Raw genomic sequence first — 20,645 nt, 5'->3', positions numbered from 1 at the left:
TATCAGTGGGCTACTCTGAATGGTAGAAAGGTTGTCGATGACAGTCAGAGAGAGGGCCACCCAGCGGGAGGTCAAGCGTCAGCAGACGCGCGAGCGACTCTTCGATGCCGCAGTCGCCGAATTCACCCGCGTCGGCATCGCGGAGGCCGACGTGCGCGAAATCGTCTCGGCGGCCGGTGTCGCACACGGCACCTTCTACTTCCACTTCCCCACGAAAGAGCACGTCCTGCTCGAGCTCGAACGGCGGGAAGAGGTGCGGATGGCCGCGGAGCTGGCGAAGTCGCTGACGGGGTCCGACGACCTCGAGGCCGTGCTGAACGAGACGGTCGCCGTTGTGGAAAGCGTGGAACGGCGGCTCGGCAGCAGGTTGTTCAGAGACTTTCTGGCGCTCCATTTCTCGACCAGCCGCCCACCTGCGGAGGAGTGGGCCGACCATCCCGTGCTTGTCGCGGTAGTCGACGAGATCGAGCGCGCCTGTCAGCGTGGCGAAACGAACGGCAGGACCGACTCGTTCAACCTCGGCGTTTTCTTCCTGCTCGGCCTGTACGCCCTGCTGATCACGATTTCGGAGGACAAGTCACTACGTACCCCGATCCTCGAGCAATTCGTCGCCACTTCGCTGCACGGGATGGTCGCACCCTGATTGTGTGTCCTCGATCAGTCCTGTGCGCCGGCAACCGCCTTCGCACTGGCCGCGAACTCGGCGAAGCTGGTGCCGCTCTTCTCCCGGTGCGACAGGGCCTGAATGGAAACGTCGTGTCCTTCCGCGGACTTGCGTAACGCGCCCACCGTGGCCTGCTCCTTGGGCACATCCTTGAACGGGTCGAACGAGTACCAGCGCATCGCGTTCTCGTGCGTCATCTTGTTGATCTCGTCGTCGGGCACGTTGTAGGTATCGAAGACCGCGTGCAACTGCTCCGGCGCGCCGGGCCACATCGAATCGCTGTGCGGGTAGTCCATTTCCCAACAGATGTTGTCCACGCCGATGTCGTAGCGATCCTTCACGCCGATCGGGTCGGAGATGAAGCAGGTCAGGAAGTGCTCGCGGAACACCTCGGAGGGCTTCTTACCGCCGAAGTCCTGCTTGGTCCAGGTGGAGTGCATCTCGTAGGTGCGATCCACCCGGTCGAGGAAGTACGGGATCCAGCCGGTCCCGCCCTCGGACAGCGCGATCTTCAGGTCTGGATAGTCCTTGATCGGCTTGGACCACAACAGATCCGCTGCGGCCTGCACGATGTTCATCGGCTGCAGGGTGATCATCACGTCCATCGGCGAGTCCGGCGCCGGGATCGACAATCGTCCCGAGGAGCCGATATGCACGCTCATCACGGTGTCGGTGTCGACCAGAGCCTTCCACAGCGGGGTCCAGTAGTCGTCGTGAAACGACGGGTAGCCAAGGGCGGCAGGGTTTTCGGTGAAGGTGAGGGAATGCACGCCCTTCTTCGAGACCCGGCGCACCTCCTGAGCGCACAACTCGGCGTCCCAGATCACCGGCAGGGCCATCGGAATGAAGCGCCCCGGGTGCGACGCGCACCACTCGTCGATATGCCAGTCGTTGTAGGCCTGCACCAGTGCCAGGGAGAAATCGGAGTCGTCGGTGGCGAACAGGCGGGCGGCAAAGCCCGGGAACGACGGGAAGTTCATCGTGGCGAGGACGCCACCGGCGCTCATGTCCTTGACCCGCTCGTTCGGATCCCAGCACCCGGGCCGGATCTCGTCGAGCCCCTGTGGCTCGAGGCCGTACTCCTCCTTCGGCCGGCCGGCGACCGCGTTCAGTGCCACGTTCGGGATGACCGTCTCGCGGAACTGCCAGGTATCGGAGCCGTCCGGGTTGTGCACCAACCGCGGCGCGTCATCGGCGTACTTGCTCGGCAGGTGGTTCTTGAACATGTCGGGCGGCTCGATGATGTGATCGTCGACGCTGATCAGGATCATGTCGTCTTTGTTCACGCGCGCATTCCTTCCGATGGTGCGCACCCCGTAGTGGGCCCGCCGGAATGCGCAGGGCTGCCGATAGCCGGGTCTCAAAATCGTGACATTCGCTGCGGATTATGTAAAGGCTGGGAGCGCGTCGGCCGGACTCAGACCGGGCAGTCCGAGCGGCCCGATCGGGGCGGCGCGAAGGACTCCAGGGCGTACCTGCGGTGGAACCGGGCCAGCTTCTCGTACTGCAGCCGGTTATAGGCCAGCGGGGCGAGCAGCACCCGGTCCGGGAGTACCCGCCACCCCAGCTGCATCGCCCGGGAGTACACGCGGAACTCCAGCTCATGGCGCCGCTCGAGCCGAAAACCGGTGAGCCGCTGCACGCCTGGATGCATCGCCTTGGACGAGCACACCTGAACGACGTGACCGACGGCGGGTCGAAGCGCAAACCACAATGGTGCCGACAGTATTCGCATGCCGTTCGGCAGCAGCAGGGTTGGCAACGGAAGCTTGGTGAGGCCGGCGAACTGTTCGATCAGGAACGGATTGGGTTCGAGCTTGGTCTCGACCATGCGGTCGTAGTAGGTGGTGGCGTCGGCGAAGGTGGCCGGCAGCTTTCCGGACCGTCCGGGTAGTTCGATACCGACAAATGCCTCGCGCATCACCTGGTACGCGGCCTCGCGTTCGGCGGGGCGCATCGTGATACCGGTGCAGAAGGTGAACGAGTTGAGTGCGACCAGAATCCCGCTGACCCCGATCCAGATCCAGTTCTCCGGGTCGAGAGCGCTGTAGCGGACGCCCTCGAAGTCTCCGCTGCCCCGGCCGTGCACGTCGCGGTGCCGCTGTTTGAGCGATTCCGCCTCGGCGGCGCGGTCGGCTGGATCGCCCCACAGTGCCAGCAGGGCCGAGAATCCGCTGCGGACACCTCGGTCGCTGAAGTTCTCGGCAAACCGCCCGGTGCGATCGACTGCCGCTGCCACTGCGGGGAGGGCGACCTGGTCGAATGCTGCGCCGCCGAAGAGCCCACCGAAGACGCTCGCCGTGTGCTTGCGAAATTCGGTGATGACCCACGGGCGCACGGCTGTGACGTCTGGAGTTCGCGTCGCTGCTCGACTCGCCATGCCCGGTCCCACCGTTGATAGGTTGGAGTCAACATACTATCAATCTGTCGCAATGGCGGTGGATATGATCGCGAGGCGTTGGATTCGGTTTTCTCGCCCGCCACGAACGTTCGCGGAACGTTCGAATTGATCACGGAACGGCGAATAAACAGATCTGGTCAAATTTTCTTCTGTGAACCGGGTCACCATTGTTTCAGATAGGAAAACTCCAGCTCACGCTGTATTTCGGATAATGCTGGCAGTATCAATTGCCGGCCTACTCAGAATTCTCTCAGGCTCCGTTTACCTTTAGTTCACCCGTAGATATCAATCTGTGATCTGTCACGAACAGACCGAAGTCTGGCAAGTACGAGAAAGTCGAGCCACGAATGCGGACCTACACCGCATGGGCGACGCTCGGGCTCGCTGCAACAGCCGGGGCTGTCATCGCCGCCGGGGCTGCATAAAAGCGAACAACTGGCCGGTCACCGAACCTGCCGTTGCCCACGTCGCAACATGCCGCCGGGGAGTCACCTCCCCCATTGCTCATCTACATCCATAGCCGAATACGCCGTGTCAACGAGTGCTACCGCGCTCGTGGCGAGTGCGCGCGTGTCCTGCTACGGCCTGCCCGGCCGAGACACGATCAGGAAACAGATCCCCATGTCCGCAATTTCGAAGTCGTTCCAGGGTGTCCGGACCCGTTTGTCGCTGCGCCACGACGCACCCGGTCCGGTCGGCCTCACCGCCGGCGCCGCCGCGCTCGCTGTTGTCGTCGCTGCCACCGTCGGGTCGATCTCCGCCGCCGACCCCGCCCCGTACGCACAGGCCGCTAACGTGGCCGCAGAAACGACCGCTGCCCCGGCCGCGCAAGCCGCGCCGTTCCCGGCGTCCGCGCCGCCCGTCGTCGTCCCGGCGATCGCGCCGGCACCCGCGCCGCCCGCGCCGCCCGCGCCGCCCGCGCCGCCCGTGCCGCCCGCCCCGGTTTACGAGAACAACCTCGACGGCTGGATTCATCAGGCGATGGACATCCTCAACGCGCACGGCATTCCGGCCAGCTACGAGGGTATCCGCCGCAACATCCTGCGGGAGTCCAGTGGCAACCCGGGGGCGATCAACCTGTACGACTCGAACGCCGCCGCCGGTATCCCGTCCAAGGGCCTGCTGCAGGTCATCGATCCGACCTTCGCGGCCTTCCACATCGACGGCACCGCGTTCGACGTCTGGGATCCGGTTGCCAACATCGTCGCGGCCTGCAACTACGCCGCACACAGGTACGGCTCGATGGACAACGTCAACTCGGCGTACTGATCGTTCAACTCCACCGGCAGGGACTCGGCCACGCGGTCGGGTCCCTGCCACCGTTTCGGCACCTTTGCGGCGTCCGCGCGGCGGTATAGCGTGGGCGGCCGGGTGGCAACAGCACCGAGCGCCGAAGGGGATTCGCATGGCAGCAAGCACCGACGTCTGGGAAGTCATGTCGACCGCGCGGACCATCCGGCGGTTCACCGACGAGCCCGTCGACGATGCGACGCTGACGCGCTGCCTACAGGCGGCCTCCTGGGCGCCCTCGGGAGCCAATGCCCAGGAGTGGCGGTTCATCGTGCTCAATTCCCCCGAACTTCGTGCGGTGGTCGCCAAATGCGCCGTGCATGCGCTCGAAGTGATCGAACCGGTGTACGGGATGAGCCGACCCGCCGACGACGACAACAGCCGCCGCGCCCGCAGCAACCGCGCCACCTACGAATTGCATGACCGTGCGGGTGAGCACACCTCGGTTCTGTTCGCACAGAAGCGCTTTCCCACTGCCTCCGAACTGCTGCTCGGCGGGTCGATCTTCCCGGCGATGCAGAACTTTCTGCTCGCCGCCCGTGCCCAGGGGCTGGGCGCCTGCCTGACCAGTTGGGCTTCCTACGGCGGCGAAGCGCTGATGCGGGAAGTCGTCGGCATTCCCGATGACTGGTTGCTCGCCGGGCACGTCGTAGTCGGGTGGCCGCGCGGCGGGCACGGACCGGTTCGCCGCCGCCCGCTCGCCGATGTGGTGCGGCTGAATCACTTTTCCTCGACCGCGTAGGAATTATGCAGTGGGCGAGCGAGTCTCGGTCGCGACACCCGACACGATGGCCGAGATGAACCGGTCGAGCTGTTCGGCACTGCGGACGGTGTGGTCGCCGCGGGCGAAGTTGAACAGGACGCCGTTGATGAAGGTCAGCACCGCAAAGGTCTGATCGTCGATGAGCGCTCGATCGGCCGCGGCGTCCGCCGGTTGCAGCGCCACGATGAACAGCCGGCCCATCTCCGTCATCTGCGCGATCGTCTGCCGGAACGTCTCGGCCATCGCCGGGTCACGGTTGGCGTGCATCAGCAGTTCGTAGCGCGCCTTGGTCCGGGTCAAGCCGGGCTCCGCTGCCGAACTCATCGTGACCGTGGCGAGCGTGGACACCCCGCCGTCGAGCAGCGCCGTTGACACGCCACCGGTCACGTAGGCCAGATCGGCGAGGTCGAGTTCGGCCACCCGCGCGGCGACAGCGTGCAACAGTGCCTCGCGGGTGCGGAAGTAGAACGACGTCGTGCCATCCGGCAGCGCGGCCTTGCGATCTACTTTGAGGTGGCTCAGGCCCCGTGCGCCGTCGGCAGCCAACAGTTCGATGGCAGCGTCGCACAGATCGCGGCGGCGCTGCTCGGCGTTGGGTTTCCTTCGCTGTCGAATGGAAGCAGTGTAATAGTCCGATCTCGGTCGGCAATCGGTCCTGCCCATCTCGCCGGTTGGCCGCGCTTTACAACAATCGCGACAAATGTAATCCTGTGGCCAGCGCTCGACGGGGACCACAAGGAGAGGACTGCCGTGCGAATCGAAGTCGACTATGGCCTGTGCGAGGCCAACGCCATCTGTGTGGGCATACTCCCGGACGTGTTCGACCTCAACGATGACGATGAGCTGAACGTGCTCGCGCCCGAGGTGACGCCGGACAACGAAGAGCTGGTCGCGGACGCGGTGCGGCAATGCCCGCGCCAGGCTATCGCGGTCGTGGACTGACCTTCGCAGGCCGGTAACGCTAGCCGAACAGAACCGCGCGGTTGACCAGGCGGTGCGGGTCGAATGCATCCTTGACCGTCCGCATCGCGGCGATATCCGCCGCGGTACGCGACAATCCGACGAAGTCGCGTTTGCGGCTGCCGACGCCGTGCTCGGAACTGACGTTGCCGCCGCATCCCGCGATCAGGGCCATCAACTCTTCCTGCAGCGCACGCTCGGCGGCGCCGGCTACCGCGGCGCGCAGCAGGTTCAGGTGCAGGTTGCCTTCGGCGATATGACCGAACAGCACCGGGATCGCCGCCGGGCAATGCCGCGTCAGCAGCGGCTCGACCTCGGCGGCGAACCGCGCCACCTCGGAAAGCGGTAGTGCCACATCGAACTTCAGCGGTGGACCGTAGACCCCGAGGATCTCGTTGTGTGCCTCGCGCACCTGCCACAGCCGTTGCCGCGCGCTCGGATCGATTCCGACCGCGGCCCGTTCGGCGACACCGAGGTGGCCCAAGGCATCGGCGAGACCTTCGGTTTGATCCACCTCGCCCGCGAGTTCGACCAGCAGCACCCATCGTCCGGGCACCGGAGCGGGCACCCCGAGATGTGCCGCGGCGACGGCGCACGCGCTCGCATCGATCAACTCGAGGGCCGCGATGGCATCCAGGTCTCGCAGGTGACGGGCGGCATCGACGAGCACGGCCAGATCGTCGAACCCGCACACCGCCGCCGCCCGATGTACCGGCGTCGGGTGCAGCCGCACATCGAGCGCGGTGATGACACCCAAGGTGCCTTCGGCGCCGACGAACAGCGCACTCATGTCGTAGCCGGTGTTGTCGCGGCGCACCCGAGAATGCCTGTGCAACAAGGTGCCATCCGGGAGGACGACCTCGATACCGAGGATCTGCTCGGCCATGTTTCCGTAGCGAACCGTGCGCAGCCCGCCGGCATTGGTCGACGCCATCCCGCCGACCGTCGCGCTGTCGCGGGATGCGAGATCCACCCCGAACAGCAGGCCGGCCTCGATCGCAACGCGCTGCAGCGCCGCCGCGGTGACACCGGCGCCGACCCGGACCCGGCGGTCCGCGCGGTCGACCGGACCGATCGTCGTCAGCCGCTCGGTGGACAGCAACACGTCGCCGTACTCGGGAACCGTGCCGGCGACCAGCGACGTCCGGCCACCCTGCACCGTGAGCGGCACGCGGGCCGTACCGCACAGCCGCACCACGTCGGCGGCCTCGGCGGCGCTCGCCGGGCGCACCAGTGCACCTGCGTTGCCGTGGTAGCGCCCGGTGTGGTCGACGCTGCGGCCGCGCAGGACGTGGGGATCGGTGCTGACATGCGTGGCGCCGACCGCCGCCGCCAACTGCTCGACGAACGCCCGGGTCAGTTCGGTCATCGACGAGTTCAGCGGGCCGGGCGGCTGCCGGACCGCGACCTGATACCGACGGCATGGCGCAGCTGGGCAAGAAACTCGTCGGCGTCGTCGCTGCGTACCACATAGTGCGACACCGCAACCCGCGTCGCGGTCGCTGCCGCGAGCGACGCGTCGGGTCCGGACAGCAGTCGCTCCAGCCGGCTGCGCATGATGGGCAGCACCCAGGTGAATCGGGAAAGGACCGCCTCGGGCTCGACATCGATCATCCGCACCCCCGAATAGGACCGCTGAAAATCGACGATGAACTGCAGCGCGGCGTCGAGGCGCGCGGTGCCGCGCAAGCCCGCGATCGCGTCGGCGATGCCGTTGTCGAACTTGTCGGTCTCGTAGCGCGAGAACGCGTCGATCAGCTCTTCCTTCGAGGCGAACCAGCGGTAGAGTGTCGGACGTGAAACCCCCGCCTGCGCAGCAACATCCGACAGGCTGAGCTTGCCGATTCCGCTTCGCACCAGTACCTCGGAGGTAGCTTCGAGGATGCGTCGACTGGTGTGCATCTGCACGGCGTCGGTGTCCGGTTCGCTTACCGAATGCTCGACTCTCGTGTCAGGTGGCGCCTCCGGGGCGGTCCCCGTTCGTTTTGGTGCCACTGTGTCCCGGCTTTCCTGTGTCGTCGCGGAAGGTGTGGATCTACGTCGAGGTCATGATGGTAGTGCCGGTCGACGTCACCGGCGCCGCATGAGCACCGACTGAGCAATGCTGCCCAGCGCACCTCGTTCGTCGAACAGCGTGCCGACCGTCGTGCCGATTCCGTCGGGTCCGTAGTTGGTCTCCGCGCGGATGCCGATCCATTCGGTTTCCGGGACGCGGTGCAGATGTACCACCAGGTCATTGTTGAGAAACGTCCACTTCCGGATGTCCAGGCTCGACCCGATCCCGTTGGCGTCGTCGGCGACGGCGAACAGCCGCTCCAGCGGCGTCATCGTCTCACCCTTGACGAGGTCGACGATCGGCTTGAGCCACGATTCGCCGACCCCGCCGCTGGTCGGCTCGGTCAGCCAGCGCCAGTCCAGGCTGTGCACGTAGTTGCGGTCCCAGTTGTCGCCGAGATTGTGGTTGCGGCCCTGCGACAGCGGGGGCAGGGGTGCTTCGGCGGCGTACACAACGTCCCTGGTGTCGATGGTCTGCAGGCGCCAGCCGGTGGCCCGCGCGACCGGGCGCGGGTTTCCGTCCGGGCCGGGTGCGAGCAGTTCCGCGACGAGGAGTTCGATCCGGCGCCCGGGTCGGACCACCTCGGCCCGCACCCACAGTTGGTCGGTGACCGGAACCGGTCCGAGCAGGTCGATCGCGACCCGGCTCAGCCGGGTGTCCTCGCGCGCCGCACAGCGCTCCAGCGCCCGCACGAGCAGTGCCGACGGCGGCGCGCCGTGCTGAATGGCCGCCGTCCAGGTGCTGATCGTGAAGTCGGTCGCCCGGAACTTCTCCCCGATCGGATCATCGGCGTCGATCAGCTCGTAGTACGAATCACTCACTGCCCAGCCTTCTTTCGATTCACGGCACGCCTGCACCCGGCACGTCGACGGTCACCGCGTCGAGTCGGGCGTCGGTGGTGCCTACCAGTCGCTCGGGGTAGGCCTCGGTGGTCGACAGCAGGAACAGGGTGCGGCGCTCGGGACCGCCGAGCGCGCATGCGATGGCGACTCGGTCGCCGATGTCGATCCGATCGGTGACGGTGCCGCCGGCGACGATGCGCTCGAACCGGTTGGCCAGCGTCATCGCCGCCCAGACGCCGCCCTCTGCGTCGAGGGCGATGCCGTCCGGCGGCCCGGACAGTTCGTCGGCGAAGACCCGGCGGTCGCCGAGCCCACCATCCGCAGCGATCGTGAATGCAGTGAGCCTGCGGCCGATCGACTCGGCGACGATGAGCGTGTCGCCATTCGGTGTGATGACCATTCCGTTGGGAAAGTCCAGGTCGCCGGCCACGATCGCGTGGCTGCCGTCCGGGTCGATGCGTGCGAGCACGCCACCGGCGCGGGCCTGCGAGCCCACGTACGCGCGCCCGTGCCGGTCGACCACCATGTCGCCGAGGGCGGCGGGCACAGCATCGGCGAGATCCGCGACGGTGGTCACTGACTCACCGTCGTAACACAGCAGACGGCGCGCCTCGGTCGAGGCGATCAGCAGGCTGCCGTCCGGGCGGAAGCCCAGCCCCGAGGGGCGGTGCCCCGGCAGTGGCAGCGTCGTGACCGCCCCGGTGAGCGTCACGGTGTGCACGTTCTCGCCGAGCATGTCCGAGAACCACAGCAGGCCCTCGAACCAGCGCGGTCCCTCACCGAAGCAGAAGCCGTGCGCCAGCGGTACGGGTCTCATCGGGCTCCATCCAGCAAAACGGGTGCTTTACAAAACACCGGCTAAGTGTCACGCTCGTCGGGTGGCAATGTCAACGACTTCCACACTTTGCGATGTGGGGTCCGACGCTCGCGCAACGTATGCCGGCCGGGAGTGACAATGCGGAAATTCCATGCACACACACTGCTGTATCTGCACGAGACGATCGCACTCGGTTCGGGACGCAGCGATCGGTTCGTCGAGGTGTTCGACGATGTCTACCGGCCCATGATGACCGAACTGGGGGCACGCCTGTTCGCGATCTGGGAGAGCACGCCCTACAACGGCCACTGGCCGCAGGTCACTGTCATCTGGGAGATCGACGCCTTCGCCGACTATGCGCGCATCGGCCGCGCACAGGCCCGCGGTGGCAGCCAGGAGGCAGCGGCGGCGAAGTGGTCACTCTTTCTGGCCGAGATCGGCGCCTCCGGCGAGGGACGGATCATGTACCCCGGGCCGAGCAACAAAACCCTGGCGCAGTTGCGGGAATCGGATTTCACTGCAGGACTGGTGATCCAGGAGATCATGCAGACCAAGCCCGGTCGGCAGGACGACTACGTCCGCGAGCTCGAGCGCCTCTACGTGCCGTGGTCGGAAAGCACCGGGAAGCGCTGGCTCGGATCGTTCACCACGACGTTCCGCTACAACGAGGTCATCCACTACTGGGCGCTCGACGGCGACTGGGACTGCTTCGCCGAGCACTACCCGTCGTGGCAGGGCTCTCCGCCCGCCGAGATCGTGACCTGGATGAGCGTTGCGCCCGCGTTGCGGGATGGCTGGGAAGATTCGATTCTGCAGGCGCTACCTCCCTCGCCGCTGCAGTGAAAGGTGGTTTGATGAACGACTCCACCATGAAAAGTATGGCCATTGAAGACTTTTCGTACAGCCCGTTCGACCCTGCGGTGATGGCCGATCCGCTGCCGTACTACCGCGTGCTCCGCGATCGACACCCGGTCTACTACATGCCGGAGTGGGACACCTACGCGTTGTCCCGGTTCGACGACATCTGGCACGTGCTCGAAGTCGGTGACGGTACCTTCGTCGCCTCGGAGGGCACCCTGCCGCCGGCCTCGACGCTGGCCGGCCACAACAACGGGCCGGTGCCCGATCCACCCCTGCACCCCATGCCATTCCATGCCATGTTCGACTCGCCGATCTACGACGGCATCCGCAAGGCACACGGCGCACCGCTGCGCCCGCGCGCGGTGACGAAGCTGGAAGAGCGGATCCGCACGCTCGCCAACGAGCGACTCGACGTCCTGCTCGCGCGTGGGAGTTTCGACCTCACCCAGGACTACGGCGGTATTGTCGCCGCGTCGATCGTCTGTGAATTGCTCGGGCTGCCAGTGGATCTTGCTGCGGATGTGTTGGCAACGGTCAATGCAGGCAGCCTCGCCAAGCCGAAGAACGGCGTGGACACCTCGACAGCGCGGCCCGGCTACCTGGAGTACCTGGTGCCGGTGGTGCAGCAGCGGCGGGCCGACCGCTCCGACGGTCCCTCGCCGATCGTGGACGGGCTGCTCGACTACCGGCTGCCCGACGGCAGCGCGTTCGACGACGTGGAGGCGGCGACCCAGCTGCTCGGCATCTTCATCGGCGGCACCGAGACCGTGCCGAAGATCGTCGCGCACGGCCTGTGGGAGCTGCTCAACCGACCCGATCAGCTCGCCGCGGTGCGCGCCGACCCCGCCTCGAATGTGCCTGCGGCGCGCGAGGAAATGATCCGCTTCTGCGCCCCGGCGCAATGGTTTGCACGGACCGCACGCAGGCCGTTCACATTGCACGACAACACGATCGAGCCAGGCCAACGCATCATCACGCTGCTCGCATCGGCGAACCGGGACGAGCGGGAATTCCCGAACCCGGACGAGTTCGTTTGGGACCGGCCGAATACCCGGCAACTCTCCTTCGGCCGCGGGCAGCATTTCTGTATCGGCTTCCACCTTGCCCGGCTCGAGATCGCCGTCCTGGTCGGTGAATGGCTCGAGCGTGTGCCGGACTACCGCATCGACGAAGGTGCAGCCCTTCGCCCGCCATCGAGTTTCCAATGGGGCTGGAACAGCGTCCCGGTGGAGGTGTGACATGTGGTCGTATCGCCTTGTCGCGCCATACACCTTCGAACGGACGAACCTGCCCGACACCACAGCGGACGTGCTGCGTGACGGGCAGGTACTGCTGCGGTTCCGCGCGGCCGGCGTGTGCGGCAGCGACCTACCCGGATTTCGCGGAACGCGCGGCCGGCTGCCCGGCGACACCGGCCGCAATGGCGCCGAAATGCCCGGCTTCCCGATTCACGAGATCGTCGGAGAAGTCCTCGTCAGCCGGCACCCCGAGCATCGGCCGGGCGACCATGTCGTCGGCTGGGCCTCCGGCTTCGACGGACTGCAGGAACTGGTCGTCGCCGACGGCGCGGGGTTGGTGTCCTACGATGTGTCGCTCGCGCCGCAGCATGCCGCCGCGCTGCAACCGCTCGCCTGCGTGCTGTACGCGCTCGAGCAACTACCCGACCTCACCGGCCGCGATGTGGCGGTGATCGGGCAGGGCTCGATCGGCCTGTTGTTCTCCTATGCCGCGAAAGCCCAAGGTGCACGGCATGTCACCGGTGTCGACCCGGTCGACCGCAGTGACGTGGCGAAGCTGTTCGGCGTCGACAACGCGGTGCGCGCAACCAGCGATCGTTGGGTGAGCCACCTGGCTCCGCAGGAGCGTCCGGACGTCGTCATCGAAGCCGTCGGCCATCAGGTCGCGACCCTGAACCATGCGATCGAGGCCGCCGCGCCCGGCGGCACGGTGTTTTATTTCGGTGTGCCGGACGACGACAGCTACCCGATCAGCATGCGAACGATGTTGCGCAACAACCTCACTCTGACGTCCGGCATCACCCTCGACCGGGCCAGGGTGCTTCGGTGCGCCGATGAGTTCGCGCGTGCACATCCCGGCCTGCTCGCGGACTACGTCACCCACACCTTCGGTGTCGGTGAAGTCCAAGGCGCATTCGAGCTCGCCGCCCGGCCGGTGCCCGATCGCGTGAAGATCGCGATCGTCGCGTGACTGCGGCGAGTCGCCTGCGGGACCGTCTCGCACCCGGCCGCCCGATCTGGGGCGGCTGGGTGACCGGGCCGTCGTGGCAAGGGCCCGAGGAGTTCGCGCGGGCCGGCTACGACTACGTCGGAATCGACACGCAGCACGGCTATCTCGACGATGCGGATGTCGCCCGACTACTGCGCCGGCTCGAGCATGTCCCGATCGCCACCGCGGTGCGGCTACCCTCGGCCAACCCCGCGGCCATCGGGCGCGTGCTCGATGCCGGCGCCGACGCCGTCATCGTCGCGATGGTGGAAACGGCCGAGCAGGCCGCCGAGGCCGTCGCTGCGACCCGATACGCCCCACACGGCGTGCGCAGCTTCGGACCGCTGCGCTCGGACCTGGGTTACGACATCGCGACGCTCGAGTCACGCGTGGACGTGTTCGCGATGATCGAGACGACCCGCGGCGTCGCGGCGGCCGACGAGATCTGTGCCGTGTCGGGACTGTCGGGCATCTACGCCGGACCGGCCGATCTGGCCATCACACTCGGTGCCGATCCGATTCGGGCTTTGCACGAACCGGCGGTCCGGGAGGCGATGGCGGCTATCGCACGGGCGGCGACCGCGGCGGGTTTGATCCCCGGTGCCCACGCGGGCAGCGGCACCACGGGAAATACGTTGGCGGAATGGGGATATCGCATGCTCACACTTGCACCCGAATCCCAGGCATTGCGCCGTGGCGCGGCGGCGCACCTGGCAGAGGCCAACGGTGTCGCCCCGACGGTTCCGGCGGCGGCAGGTGGTTACCGGTGAGCAGCGGACCGAACTCGACCATGCTCGTCCCCGAACTGGAAATGCTGCGCGATACCCCGCAGGAGGGTGCCAAGTGACATCGAAGGATGCGGTCGCGCTGGTAACCGGGGCGGCGCGCGGGCAGGGCGAAGCCATCGTCGGTCGCCTGCTCGCGGACGGCTACTGGGTCGCCGCATGCGACCACCGGCTCGAGGAATTGAAGGAAAGCCTTGCCGTGCACGGTGACTCCCCGGTTATCGCAGTCGAGCTCGATGTCACGAACGAAGCGCATTGGGAGTCGGCGGTGGCCTCGGCGGTCGGCGAGTTCGGTTCGCTGAGCGCGCTGATCAACAACGCGGGCTTGCTGCATCGGGCCGCCATCGGCGACGAGACGGTCGCCGGGTTCGAGAGCAGCTGGCGAACGAACTGTCTCGGTCCGTTCCTCGGCATCCGAGCGGCGCTCGACGAACTGCGCCGCGCCGAAGGCGCCGCGATCGTCAACACCTGCAGCACGAGCGCGGTGCGGCCGTTCCCGAACCACGCCGCGTACGGCTCGTCGAAGTGGGCCCTGCGCGGGCTGACGCAGATCACCGCAGCGGAACTGGCACCAATGGGGATTCGGGTGAACGCGATACTGCCGGGCCCGGTCGCGACGCCGATGCTCGACGAATCGGTGCGTGCCGGGTTGGCCGCCCGCTCGATCTCCGGGCGAATCGGCCAACCGATCGAGCTCGCCGACGCGGTCGCGTTCCTCATCTCCGAACGGGCGTCCTTCATCACCGGAGCGGAACTGGTCGTCGACGGCGGCCAGTGCCTCCAGATCGGGTGACGCCGGCCCGTCGACCACCCTTTCACCAGCCAGCCATATATCGATCCGGAGGTCCGAATGAACAACCAGCGTCGCAGGCCGCTGTCGGTCGGCATCATCGGCGCCGGACCCGGCGGCCTCGCGTTGGGAATCTTTCTGCGCAAGGCGGGGTTTCGTGATTTCACCATCTTCGACCGAGAGGATGGCGTCGGCGGCACCTGGCGAATCAACCGTTACCCCGGCCTCGCTTGCGACGTGAAATCGCACCTGTACTCCTACTCGTTCGACCTGAATGCGAACTGGTCGCGGCTGTGGTCGGACCAACCGGAGATCCTGGCGTACTTCGAGCGGTGCGCTCAGCGCTACCGCCTCGCGCCGAACCTGCGGCTGCACACCGAGATCACCGCCGCGCACTGGGACGCCGCTACCGAGACCTGGGAGTTGACGACCAGCACCGGGGATCGGCATCGATTCGACATCGTGGTCTCGGCGGTCGGCCTGTTCACCCAGCCGGTGCTGCCGGACTTGGTCGAGGAGCAGCCGTTCACCGGCGTCGTCATGCACTCGTCGCGGTGGGACGATTCGGTGCCGATCGCGGGCTCGCGCGTCGCGGTGCTCGGTACCGGTTCGACTGCCGCACAGCTTATCCCGGAGGTAGCCAAGCAGGCCCAGCAGGTGTACTCGGTGCAACGGTCGCCGACGTGGATCCTGCCGAAGCCGGACCGTCCCTACACCGAGCGTGAGCGGCGAACATTCCGGTACGTCCCGTTCGCGAAGAAGTTCTATCGGACCCGGCTGTGGTTGCGCAGCGAATCCAACATCGCGGTGATCGAGGACGGCAGCGACAAGACGCAGTTGTTCAAGGCTGTCGCCGAGAACATGCTGAAGGCGGCTGTCCCCGACGAGGATCTGCGCAGTCGATTGACCCCCGAGCATCCGCTCGGTTGTAAGCGGTTGGTGTTTTCCTCCGAGTTCCTGCCCGCGTTGACCCAGCCCAATGTCGAGGTGGTGTCGAGTCCGGCGCGGTCGCTGCGCGCCCGCTCCCTGGTCACCGACGACGGCACGGAACGGGAGGTGGATGTGGTGGTGTGCGCGACCGGATACGCCGCCGCCGACTACCTCGGCGAGATCGACGTCGTCGGCGAGGATGGGGCCCGCCTGCACGACGTTTGGCGCGACGGTGCGCACGCCTACCTCGGCATGACCGTGCCTGCCTTTCCGAACTTCTTCATGCTGTACGGACCGAACACGAATGTCGGATCCAACAGCGTGATCTTCGTGCTCGAGGCGCAGGCCCGCTATGTCGTTCGGGCGCTGCGACATATGCGTCGCCGGCGTAAGTCCTATGTCGCGGTGCGGCCCGAGGCGATGGCCGAATTCACCCGCAAGATCGACCGGTGGATGGTCGGCACGGTGTGGACTACGCGGTGCAGCAACTATTTTCGTGCAGCGAACGGCCGGGTGGTCACTCAGTGGCCGCGCAGCGCCCGTGACTTCTGGAGTATGACGAGACGGTTCCGTGCCGCGGACTATCTCCTCGACGGCCCGACGGAGAGTGGGCGGGCCGGAAGCGGCCGGGCGTCCGGGCTTGCGCAGGAACCTTCGACAGCGACGGGATAGCGAACCATGGATAGGACCGACCTCGAGTTGCGCCTCGACCCCGCGCTGCGGCATCTGCTCGCCGCCCGGACGAATCTGTCGCCGGAACTACTTCCGGTAGTGCGGGAGTCGCTGAATGAGCGCAGAAGGGCGACCGTCGCGGCGGTCGACACCACCGGTGTCGATATCGCCGAGGACACCGTCGAACGTATCGACTCGGACCCGATCGCGGTCCGGATATATCGGGGCGGGACGGGCCACGCCCCGGGTGTGGTCTATCTGCATTCCGGCGCGTTCGTTCTCGGCAACCTCGATACCGATCATCGACAGTGCGTCGAACTGGCCCGCCGTGCCGCGTGCACGGTCGTATCGGTCGATTACCGTCTCGCGCCGGAGCATCCGTTCCCCGCCGCATTCGACGACGCCCTCGCCGCGCTAGGCTGGGTCGCCGAGAACGCGGACCGGCTCAGGATCGACCCGGAACGGCTGGCAGTGGCGGGGAGCAGCGCGGGCGGTGCGCTCGCCGCCGGGCTGGCGCAGCTGTCCCTCGACGGCGCCGCGCCTCGGCTGGTGTACCAGTTGCTCCACCAGCCGGTCCTCGATGATCGGCCGATGCCATCCAAGCAGGATTTCAGCACAACACCTGGATTCGACGGTCCCGCAACCGAACTGATGTGGCAGCACTATCTGCACGACACCAAGGCGACCGCCGCATCGGTGCCGGGTCGCCGCGACGGCATCGAGGGTCTGCCCGCCGCGTTCATCTCGTGTTCGGAACTGGATCCGTTGCGCGACGAGGCGGTCGACTACGCCGTGCGGCTGTTGCTCGGCGGAGTTCCCACCGATCTGCATGTCTTTGCCGGCACCTGCCACGGCTTCGATTCGCTGGTCCCCGAGTGGGAAACCAGCGCGCGATTGTTCGCGCTGCAGGGCGCGGCACTGCGCGCTGCATTGCATGCGGAGCCGGTGCAGCTGTCGCAGACCTCGAGCAGGCGCGGGGCCTAGCCCCCCGTCGCGCGGCCGCTCAGTACGGCGGCTCCTCGTCGTCGGTGGGGTCAGGTATTTGCTGCCAAGCCAGCGGGCCGGAGCCGACCGGTGCGGTGAGCGTGGCAGTGGGTGCGCTGGTGAGCCCGGCCGCGGGCGTGGTGACGAGGTTGTGGCCGTAGCTGCTGCGCCAGGCCACCTGCCCGCCCGGTGCCATCTGGGCGTGCCAGAGTTTCATCGTTTTGAGTTGATGGTGAAACGCGCAGAGGCACTGCAGGTTCGACCGCACCGTCCAACCACCGCGATCGGGACGGTGATAGTCGAACTCGACGACATGGTCGAGTTGGCACTGGGCCGCGGGCGTGCGGCAACCCGGGAACCGGCAGTGCCGGTCCCGAGCCCGCACCACGGCGGTGGTGGCGGCGTCGGGGCGGTATTCGAACGCGCCCGGTGGTGGATGATGGTGTCCGCCGTGCCCGGTGCAGGCCGCGGCGTCGAAAATCCGGTCGAGTTCGGCCGCGCCGTGACCGATGGCAGCGACGGTCCCGAACGGCGGCGGCGCGGGTGGGGCCGGTGTGCGGGGCGCGGGCACAACCGCACCGGGGCGCCGGGAGCCACGGGCACGGAAGGTACTGGTGCACAAACGGTCCTGCGTCGGCGTCCGCCCACTCATGGAGTCACTCAGGCTGCCCGGTGCCGGATCGGCAATGAGCCCTTCATCGGTGGCGATCTCGTGCAGCTCGGTGAGCATCCCCTGCCACGTCGCGTCCGCCGCGAGCTGTCGCGCCAACTCGGGATCGACCGGCCCATACCCGGGCAAATACGCCGGCTCCGAACGCAAACCGAGCAAGCTCGCGACGTCGATCCCGATCTGCACCAACGGAGTCCGTCGACGCAGTGATACCGGCGCGATTACCGCGGCGCAGTCCGAGCGCCCGCACTCGCAGCCCAGCCGATTCTCCCCGTGCACGAGCGCCAGGAACGCATCCACCATCCGGTACTGCCGATTGCGCCGGTCCTGCCCGCACACCGTGCCCGCAACCTCGGTGACGCGTTGCCACGCCGCCTCGGCCTCCACCGGGGACAGATCCACCTCGAGGCGCGCGAGCGGACCGACCCGCCGTTTGCGGATACGGCGGTCGCGTTCGGCCTCCTCGCGGCGGGCGGCGACCTCCGCGGGCGCGACCCGGATCAGAATGGTGTCGACCTCGCCCGCCAACGGCCCGGGCGAAAGCACCCGCGCCGCGGCAAGCATGTCCGGCTCCGCCAACGCGACCGTGCCGGGTGTGAAACCGAGAGTGTCGTGCACGATGCGACGCACCCGCGCGAAATCCAGCTCACCCGCGGCGAACGCCGCTCGCACCAACGGCAACCGCAGCCGCAGCTCCATCCCGACCACCGCGAAACCCTCGGCGACCGCCTTCGAACACCCCAACCGGACCGCGATCTCGGCCAACGCGTTATTGCCGCAATCCACGAAACCGTCCCGGCCCAGCTCGGCGTCGCGTTCGACCCAGGTCTCCCACAATCGCCCGGCCAGCACCACCTTCCGGTACGCCGCACAATTCTCCGCCACCGCGGCAGCAGCCAACTCGTCGAGCACCGCACCATCGTCGAGCACAGCACCATCATCAAGCACAGCGGCATCGACAAGACCAACAGTTGAGCTCCCCCCGAGCGTCATACCACCACGCTAGTCGAACATACGTGCGACAGCAAGACCCTCGCGTACCTCTTGTCCAAGATGCGGAAACTAAAGGACCACAACCAGTTTCGTAGCGGGACCGCCGGACTCTCCGTGGCGTTCGAGCTGATCGAGGCCGCCTGACGCTCGCCCATCCACAACGATTTGACACTAACTCGTGTGACATCGCGATGAGTTTTGCACCGCCGGTGCAGTCTGATCTGCATGGGCAGACTCATCTATGGCTTCAACGTGTCGGTGGACGGGTACATCGCCGATGCACAAGGCAACATCGACTGGGCCGATCCGAGCGAAGAACTGCATCAGTACTGGAACGACTTCGAGCGGGAGACCGCCCTGTCGTTCTACGGGCGGCGGCTCTACGAACTGATGTCCGCGTACTGGCCGACTGCCGACAAGGCCCCGGACGCCACCCCGCTGATCGTCGACTTCGCCCGCATCTGGCGCGACATGCCCAAGGTCGTGTTCTCACACACCCTGGAGTCCGTCGACTGGAACTCCCGTCTGGAACGCGGCGACCCGGTCGAGGTGGTGACGAAGCTGAAAGCCGAAACCGACGGCAGGCTGGAGGTGGCCGGCGCGACGCTGGCCGCACCGATCGTGCAGGCCGGACTGGTGGACGAATACCGGATCGTGGTCTCGCCCACCGCCGTGGGCGGCGGCACCCCGTTCTTCCCGACGCTGCCATCATGGATATCGCTGCGACTGTTGGAGAACCGCACCTTCCCGGGTGGCACCGTCCTGCTGCGCTACGAGGCGAAACGCGACTGATCGGACACACGCAGCCAGGCGAGGAGTCACTGGCGCAGTAGTTGCACCCCTCGTCCGTCCAGTTCGTCAGCGACTGTGGATGATCTCCCCGTCATCGTCAACAGCAGCGCCTCGCCTGTGCCACGCACCTCCGGGCCGCGGCCGGCCGACCAATCCATGTCCGTGGCTACCAGTCGCAGGCCACGCGTGCGCCGCGCGCCGCCGATCACCGGGCTCATCCGGGCGTAGTCCAACGATGCTCGAAGCCGGTCCTGTGGAATCGACCGGAAGGATCCCAGTGGTCGGCGAACGTCTTGTTGGTGGATGAGGCACTCGATGAGCGCCACACGACCGCCGTAGAGTGCGCCTGCCCCCGATGGTTCGGCGCCCCGGCGCATCAGCTCAACGATCTGCTGGGGCCGCTGGCCGGCAAAGCGCTCCATCGGGTTTGCGTTGAGCCGATTGATGTCCCCGCGATGGCGGACCATCTCGATCAACAAGCGAGGCCGGGTTTGATCGAGATAAGCGATCGTGTGCACGACCACATCCCGCACGGTCCATCCTTGACACAGGCTGGCCATGCTCCATTGCCGCGGTGTCAACGTGTCCAAGAAATCAGCGAACTCTGCCCGCTCCTGACGGGCGAGCATGCGAACGGTCGACATACCGCGTTGTTCTAACCGCGCCCGACGCCGACCAGCGCGTCCAACTCCCGCGCGATCGCGTCGTGATAGGCATCGATATGCGCCGGGTTGACCGTCCGGAACCAGCCGTCCGGAAACGGTGCGTGCTTGTAGGTTTCGATGGTCATCGATCGGGTGAACAACGTGACGCCTGCACCCGGCTCGGTGAAATGGTAGGTAATCGTCATCCGGCCCTCGCGGCCGCCATTACCATCGGCGTCGTGCCCGAGGCGGCCGACCGAGTTGAACACGAACATCCGTGGCCGGATCGCAATCGCGCAGTGCCACGTGAAGATTCGGCTACCATCCGGGCCGGCCTCCACCCACGTGTCGCCCACCTTCAGTGGCACCTCGGGGAGATTGCCGACGTGGACGCTGCCCGGATAGGTCTTCGTCCAGTTCGCCGGGTTGGTGACGAAATCGTAGATCGTCTCGGCCGGGTACGTGAATGCGGTGGCCGAACTCGTGGTGACGGTTCCCAACGTCG

Annotated in this window: 22 protein-coding genes; 12 read left to right on the top strand and 10 right to left on the bottom strand. The window is 66.7% G+C overall.

The features are described 5' to 3' along the window. The first annotated feature begins 37 nt into the window (after positions 1-37). The gene (locus OG921_RS17155) at positions 38-643 is read left to right on the top strand and encodes a TetR/AcrR family transcriptional regulator (protein ID WP_266113699.1); all 606 of its coding nucleotides are present in this window, start codon (positions 38-40) and stop codon (positions 641-643) included. A 14-nt stretch (positions 644-657) separates the two neighbouring features. On the opposite strand, the gene OG921_RS17150 is transcribed toward OG921_RS17155, so the two are convergent. Together OG921_RS17150 and OG921_RS17145 are read right to left on the bottom strand one after the other, a co-directional pair. Beyond that, positions 658-1,950 carry an amidohydrolase family protein gene (locus OG921_RS17150; RefSeq protein WP_266113698.1) on the bottom strand — a complete coding sequence of 431 codons (1,293 nt, stop codon included), beginning with the start codon at positions 1,948-1,950 and terminating at the stop codon, positions 658-660. A gap of 131 nt (positions 1,951-2,081) precedes the next feature. Continuing rightward, the gene (locus OG921_RS17145; protein ID WP_266113697.1) at positions 2,082-3,044 is read right to left on the bottom strand and encodes an oxygenase MpaB family protein; all 963 of its coding nucleotides are present in this window, start codon (positions 3,042-3,044) and stop codon (positions 2,082-2,084) included. A gap of 642 nt (positions 3,045-3,686) precedes the next feature. Here OG921_RS17145 and OG921_RS17140 point away from each other — a divergent pair. Further along, the gene (locus OG921_RS17140; protein WP_266113696.1) at positions 3,687-4,334 is read left to right on the top strand and encodes a transglycosylase SLT domain-containing protein; all 648 of its coding nucleotides are present in this window, start codon (positions 3,687-3,689) and stop codon (positions 4,332-4,334) included. Positions 4,335-4,470: 136 nt separating this feature from the next. After that, positions 4,471-5,097 (top strand): nitroreductase family protein, encoded by a 627-nt coding sequence (locus tag OG921_RS17135; protein WP_266113695.1) that lies wholly within the window; start codon positions 4,471-4,473, stop codon positions 5,095-5,097. Positions 5,098-5,100: 3 nt separating this feature from the next. On the opposite strand, the gene OG921_RS17130 is transcribed toward OG921_RS17135, so the two are convergent. Then, on the bottom strand, positions 5,101-5,664 hold the full coding sequence (locus tag OG921_RS17130; protein ID WP_266113694.1) for a TetR/AcrR family transcriptional regulator: 564 nt from the start codon (positions 5,662-5,664) through the stop codon (positions 5,101-5,103). A 204-nt stretch (positions 5,665-5,868) separates the two neighbouring features. On the opposite strand from OG921_RS17130, the gene OG921_RS17125 reads away from it, so the two are divergent. Further along, positions 5,869-6,060, top strand: a complete 192-nt coding sequence (locus OG921_RS17125) for a ferredoxin (RefSeq protein WP_266113693.1) — start codon at positions 5,869-5,871, stop codon at positions 6,058-6,060. A gap of 19 nt (positions 6,061-6,079) precedes the next feature. On the opposite strand, the gene OG921_RS17120 is transcribed toward OG921_RS17125, so the two are convergent. From OG921_RS17120 to OG921_RS17105, 4 genes are all read right to left on the bottom strand, one after another. Next, positions 6,080-7,447, bottom strand: a complete 1,368-nt coding sequence (locus tag OG921_RS17120; RefSeq protein ID WP_266113692.1) for an FAD-binding oxidoreductase — start codon at positions 7,445-7,447, stop codon at positions 6,080-6,082. An 8-nt stretch (positions 7,448-7,455) separates the two neighbouring features. Beyond that, a complete protein-coding gene (locus OG921_RS17115) occupies positions 7,456-7,980 on the bottom strand; it encodes a TetR/AcrR family transcriptional regulator (RefSeq protein ID WP_266113691.1) in 525 nt (174 codons plus the stop codon). 168 nt (positions 7,981-8,148) lie between these two features. After that, a complete protein-coding gene (locus tag OG921_RS17110) occupies positions 8,149-8,955 on the bottom strand; it encodes a thioesterase family protein (protein ID WP_266113690.1) in 807 nt (268 codons plus the stop codon). 19 nt (positions 8,956-8,974) lie between these two features. Next, the gene (locus tag OG921_RS17105) at positions 8,975-9,793 is read right to left on the bottom strand and encodes an SMP-30/gluconolactonase/LRE family protein (protein ID WP_266113689.1); all 819 of its coding nucleotides are present in this window, start codon (positions 9,791-9,793) and stop codon (positions 8,975-8,977) included. Positions 9,794-9,931: 138 nt separating this feature from the next. On the opposite strand from OG921_RS17105, the gene OG921_RS17100 reads away from it, so the two are divergent. The 7 genes from OG921_RS17100 to OG921_RS17070 all read left to right on the top strand — a co-directional run bounded on the left by OG921_RS17100 (position 9,932) and on the right by OG921_RS17070 (position 17,041). Next, positions 9,932-10,636, top strand: a complete 705-nt coding sequence (locus tag OG921_RS17100) for an NIPSNAP family protein (RefSeq protein WP_266113688.1) — start codon at positions 9,932-9,934, stop codon at positions 10,634-10,636. Between the two features lie 35 nt (positions 10,637-10,671). Further along, entirely contained in the window at positions 10,672-11,892 is a 1,221-nt protein-coding gene (locus OG921_RS17095; RefSeq protein WP_266113943.1) for a cytochrome P450, read from the top strand. Position 11,893: 1 nt separating this feature from the next. After that, the gene (locus tag OG921_RS17090) at positions 11,894-12,862 is read left to right on the top strand and encodes a zinc-binding dehydrogenase (protein ID WP_266113687.1); all 969 of its coding nucleotides are present in this window, start codon (positions 11,894-11,896) and stop codon (positions 12,860-12,862) included. Beyond that, entirely contained in the window at positions 12,859-13,650 is a 792-nt protein-coding gene (locus OG921_RS17085; RefSeq protein ID WP_266113686.1) for an HpcH/HpaI aldolase/citrate lyase family protein, read from the top strand. Before OG921_RS17090 ends, OG921_RS17085 begins: the two co-directional genes overlap by 4 nt. 73 nt (positions 13,651-13,723) lie before the next feature. Continuing rightward, positions 13,724-14,458: an SDR family NAD(P)-dependent oxidoreductase gene (locus OG921_RS17080; RefSeq protein ID WP_266113685.1), complete on the top strand. Its 735-nt coding sequence runs from the start codon at positions 13,724-13,726 to the stop codon at positions 14,456-14,458. A gap of 57 nt (positions 14,459-14,515) precedes the next feature. After that, entirely contained in the window at positions 14,516-16,057 is a 1,542-nt protein-coding gene (locus OG921_RS17075; protein ID WP_266113684.1) for an NAD(P)/FAD-dependent oxidoreductase, read from the top strand. A 6-nt stretch (positions 16,058-16,063) separates the two neighbouring features. After that, positions 16,064-17,041 (top strand): alpha/beta hydrolase, encoded by a 978-nt coding sequence (locus OG921_RS17070; protein WP_266113683.1) that lies wholly within the window; start codon positions 16,064-16,066, stop codon positions 17,039-17,041. A 19-nt stretch (positions 17,042-17,060) separates the two neighbouring features. Here OG921_RS17070 and OG921_RS17065 read toward each other — a convergent pair whose 3' ends face one another. Next, positions 17,061-18,641, bottom strand: a complete 1,581-nt coding sequence (locus OG921_RS17065; RefSeq protein WP_266113682.1) for an HNH endonuclease signature motif containing protein — start codon at positions 18,639-18,641, stop codon at positions 17,061-17,063. 288 nt (positions 18,642-18,929) lie between these two features. Between OG921_RS17065 and OG921_RS17060 the strand changes: the two genes are divergently transcribed. Next, positions 18,930-19,496, top strand: coding sequence for a dihydrofolate reductase family protein (locus OG921_RS17060; protein ID WP_266113681.1), 567 nt, complete (start codon positions 18,930-18,932; stop codon positions 19,494-19,496). Positions 19,497-19,522: 26 nt separating this feature from the next. On the opposite strand, the gene OG921_RS17055 is transcribed toward OG921_RS17060, so the two are convergent. Both OG921_RS17055 and OG921_RS17050 read right to left on the bottom strand, forming a co-directional pair. Next, the gene (locus OG921_RS17055; protein ID WP_266113680.1) at positions 19,523-20,125 is read right to left on the bottom strand and encodes a maleylpyruvate isomerase family mycothiol-dependent enzyme; all 603 of its coding nucleotides are present in this window, start codon (positions 20,123-20,125) and stop codon (positions 19,523-19,525) included. A gap of 26 nt (positions 20,126-20,151) precedes the next feature. Further along, positions 20,152-20,640, bottom strand: coding sequence for an SRPBCC family protein (locus OG921_RS17050; RefSeq protein WP_266113679.1), 489 nt, complete (start codon positions 20,638-20,640; stop codon positions 20,152-20,154). Positions 20,641-20,645 lie beyond the last annotated feature (5 nt).

This window comes from Aldersonia sp. NBC_00410, assembly GCF_026342035.1.
GTDB lineage: Bacteria > Actinomycetota > Actinomycetes > Mycobacteriales > Mycobacteriaceae > Aldersonia.
Note: the sequence above shows the minus strand (reverse complement) of the source record. Positions and strands in the feature narration are given on the sequence as shown.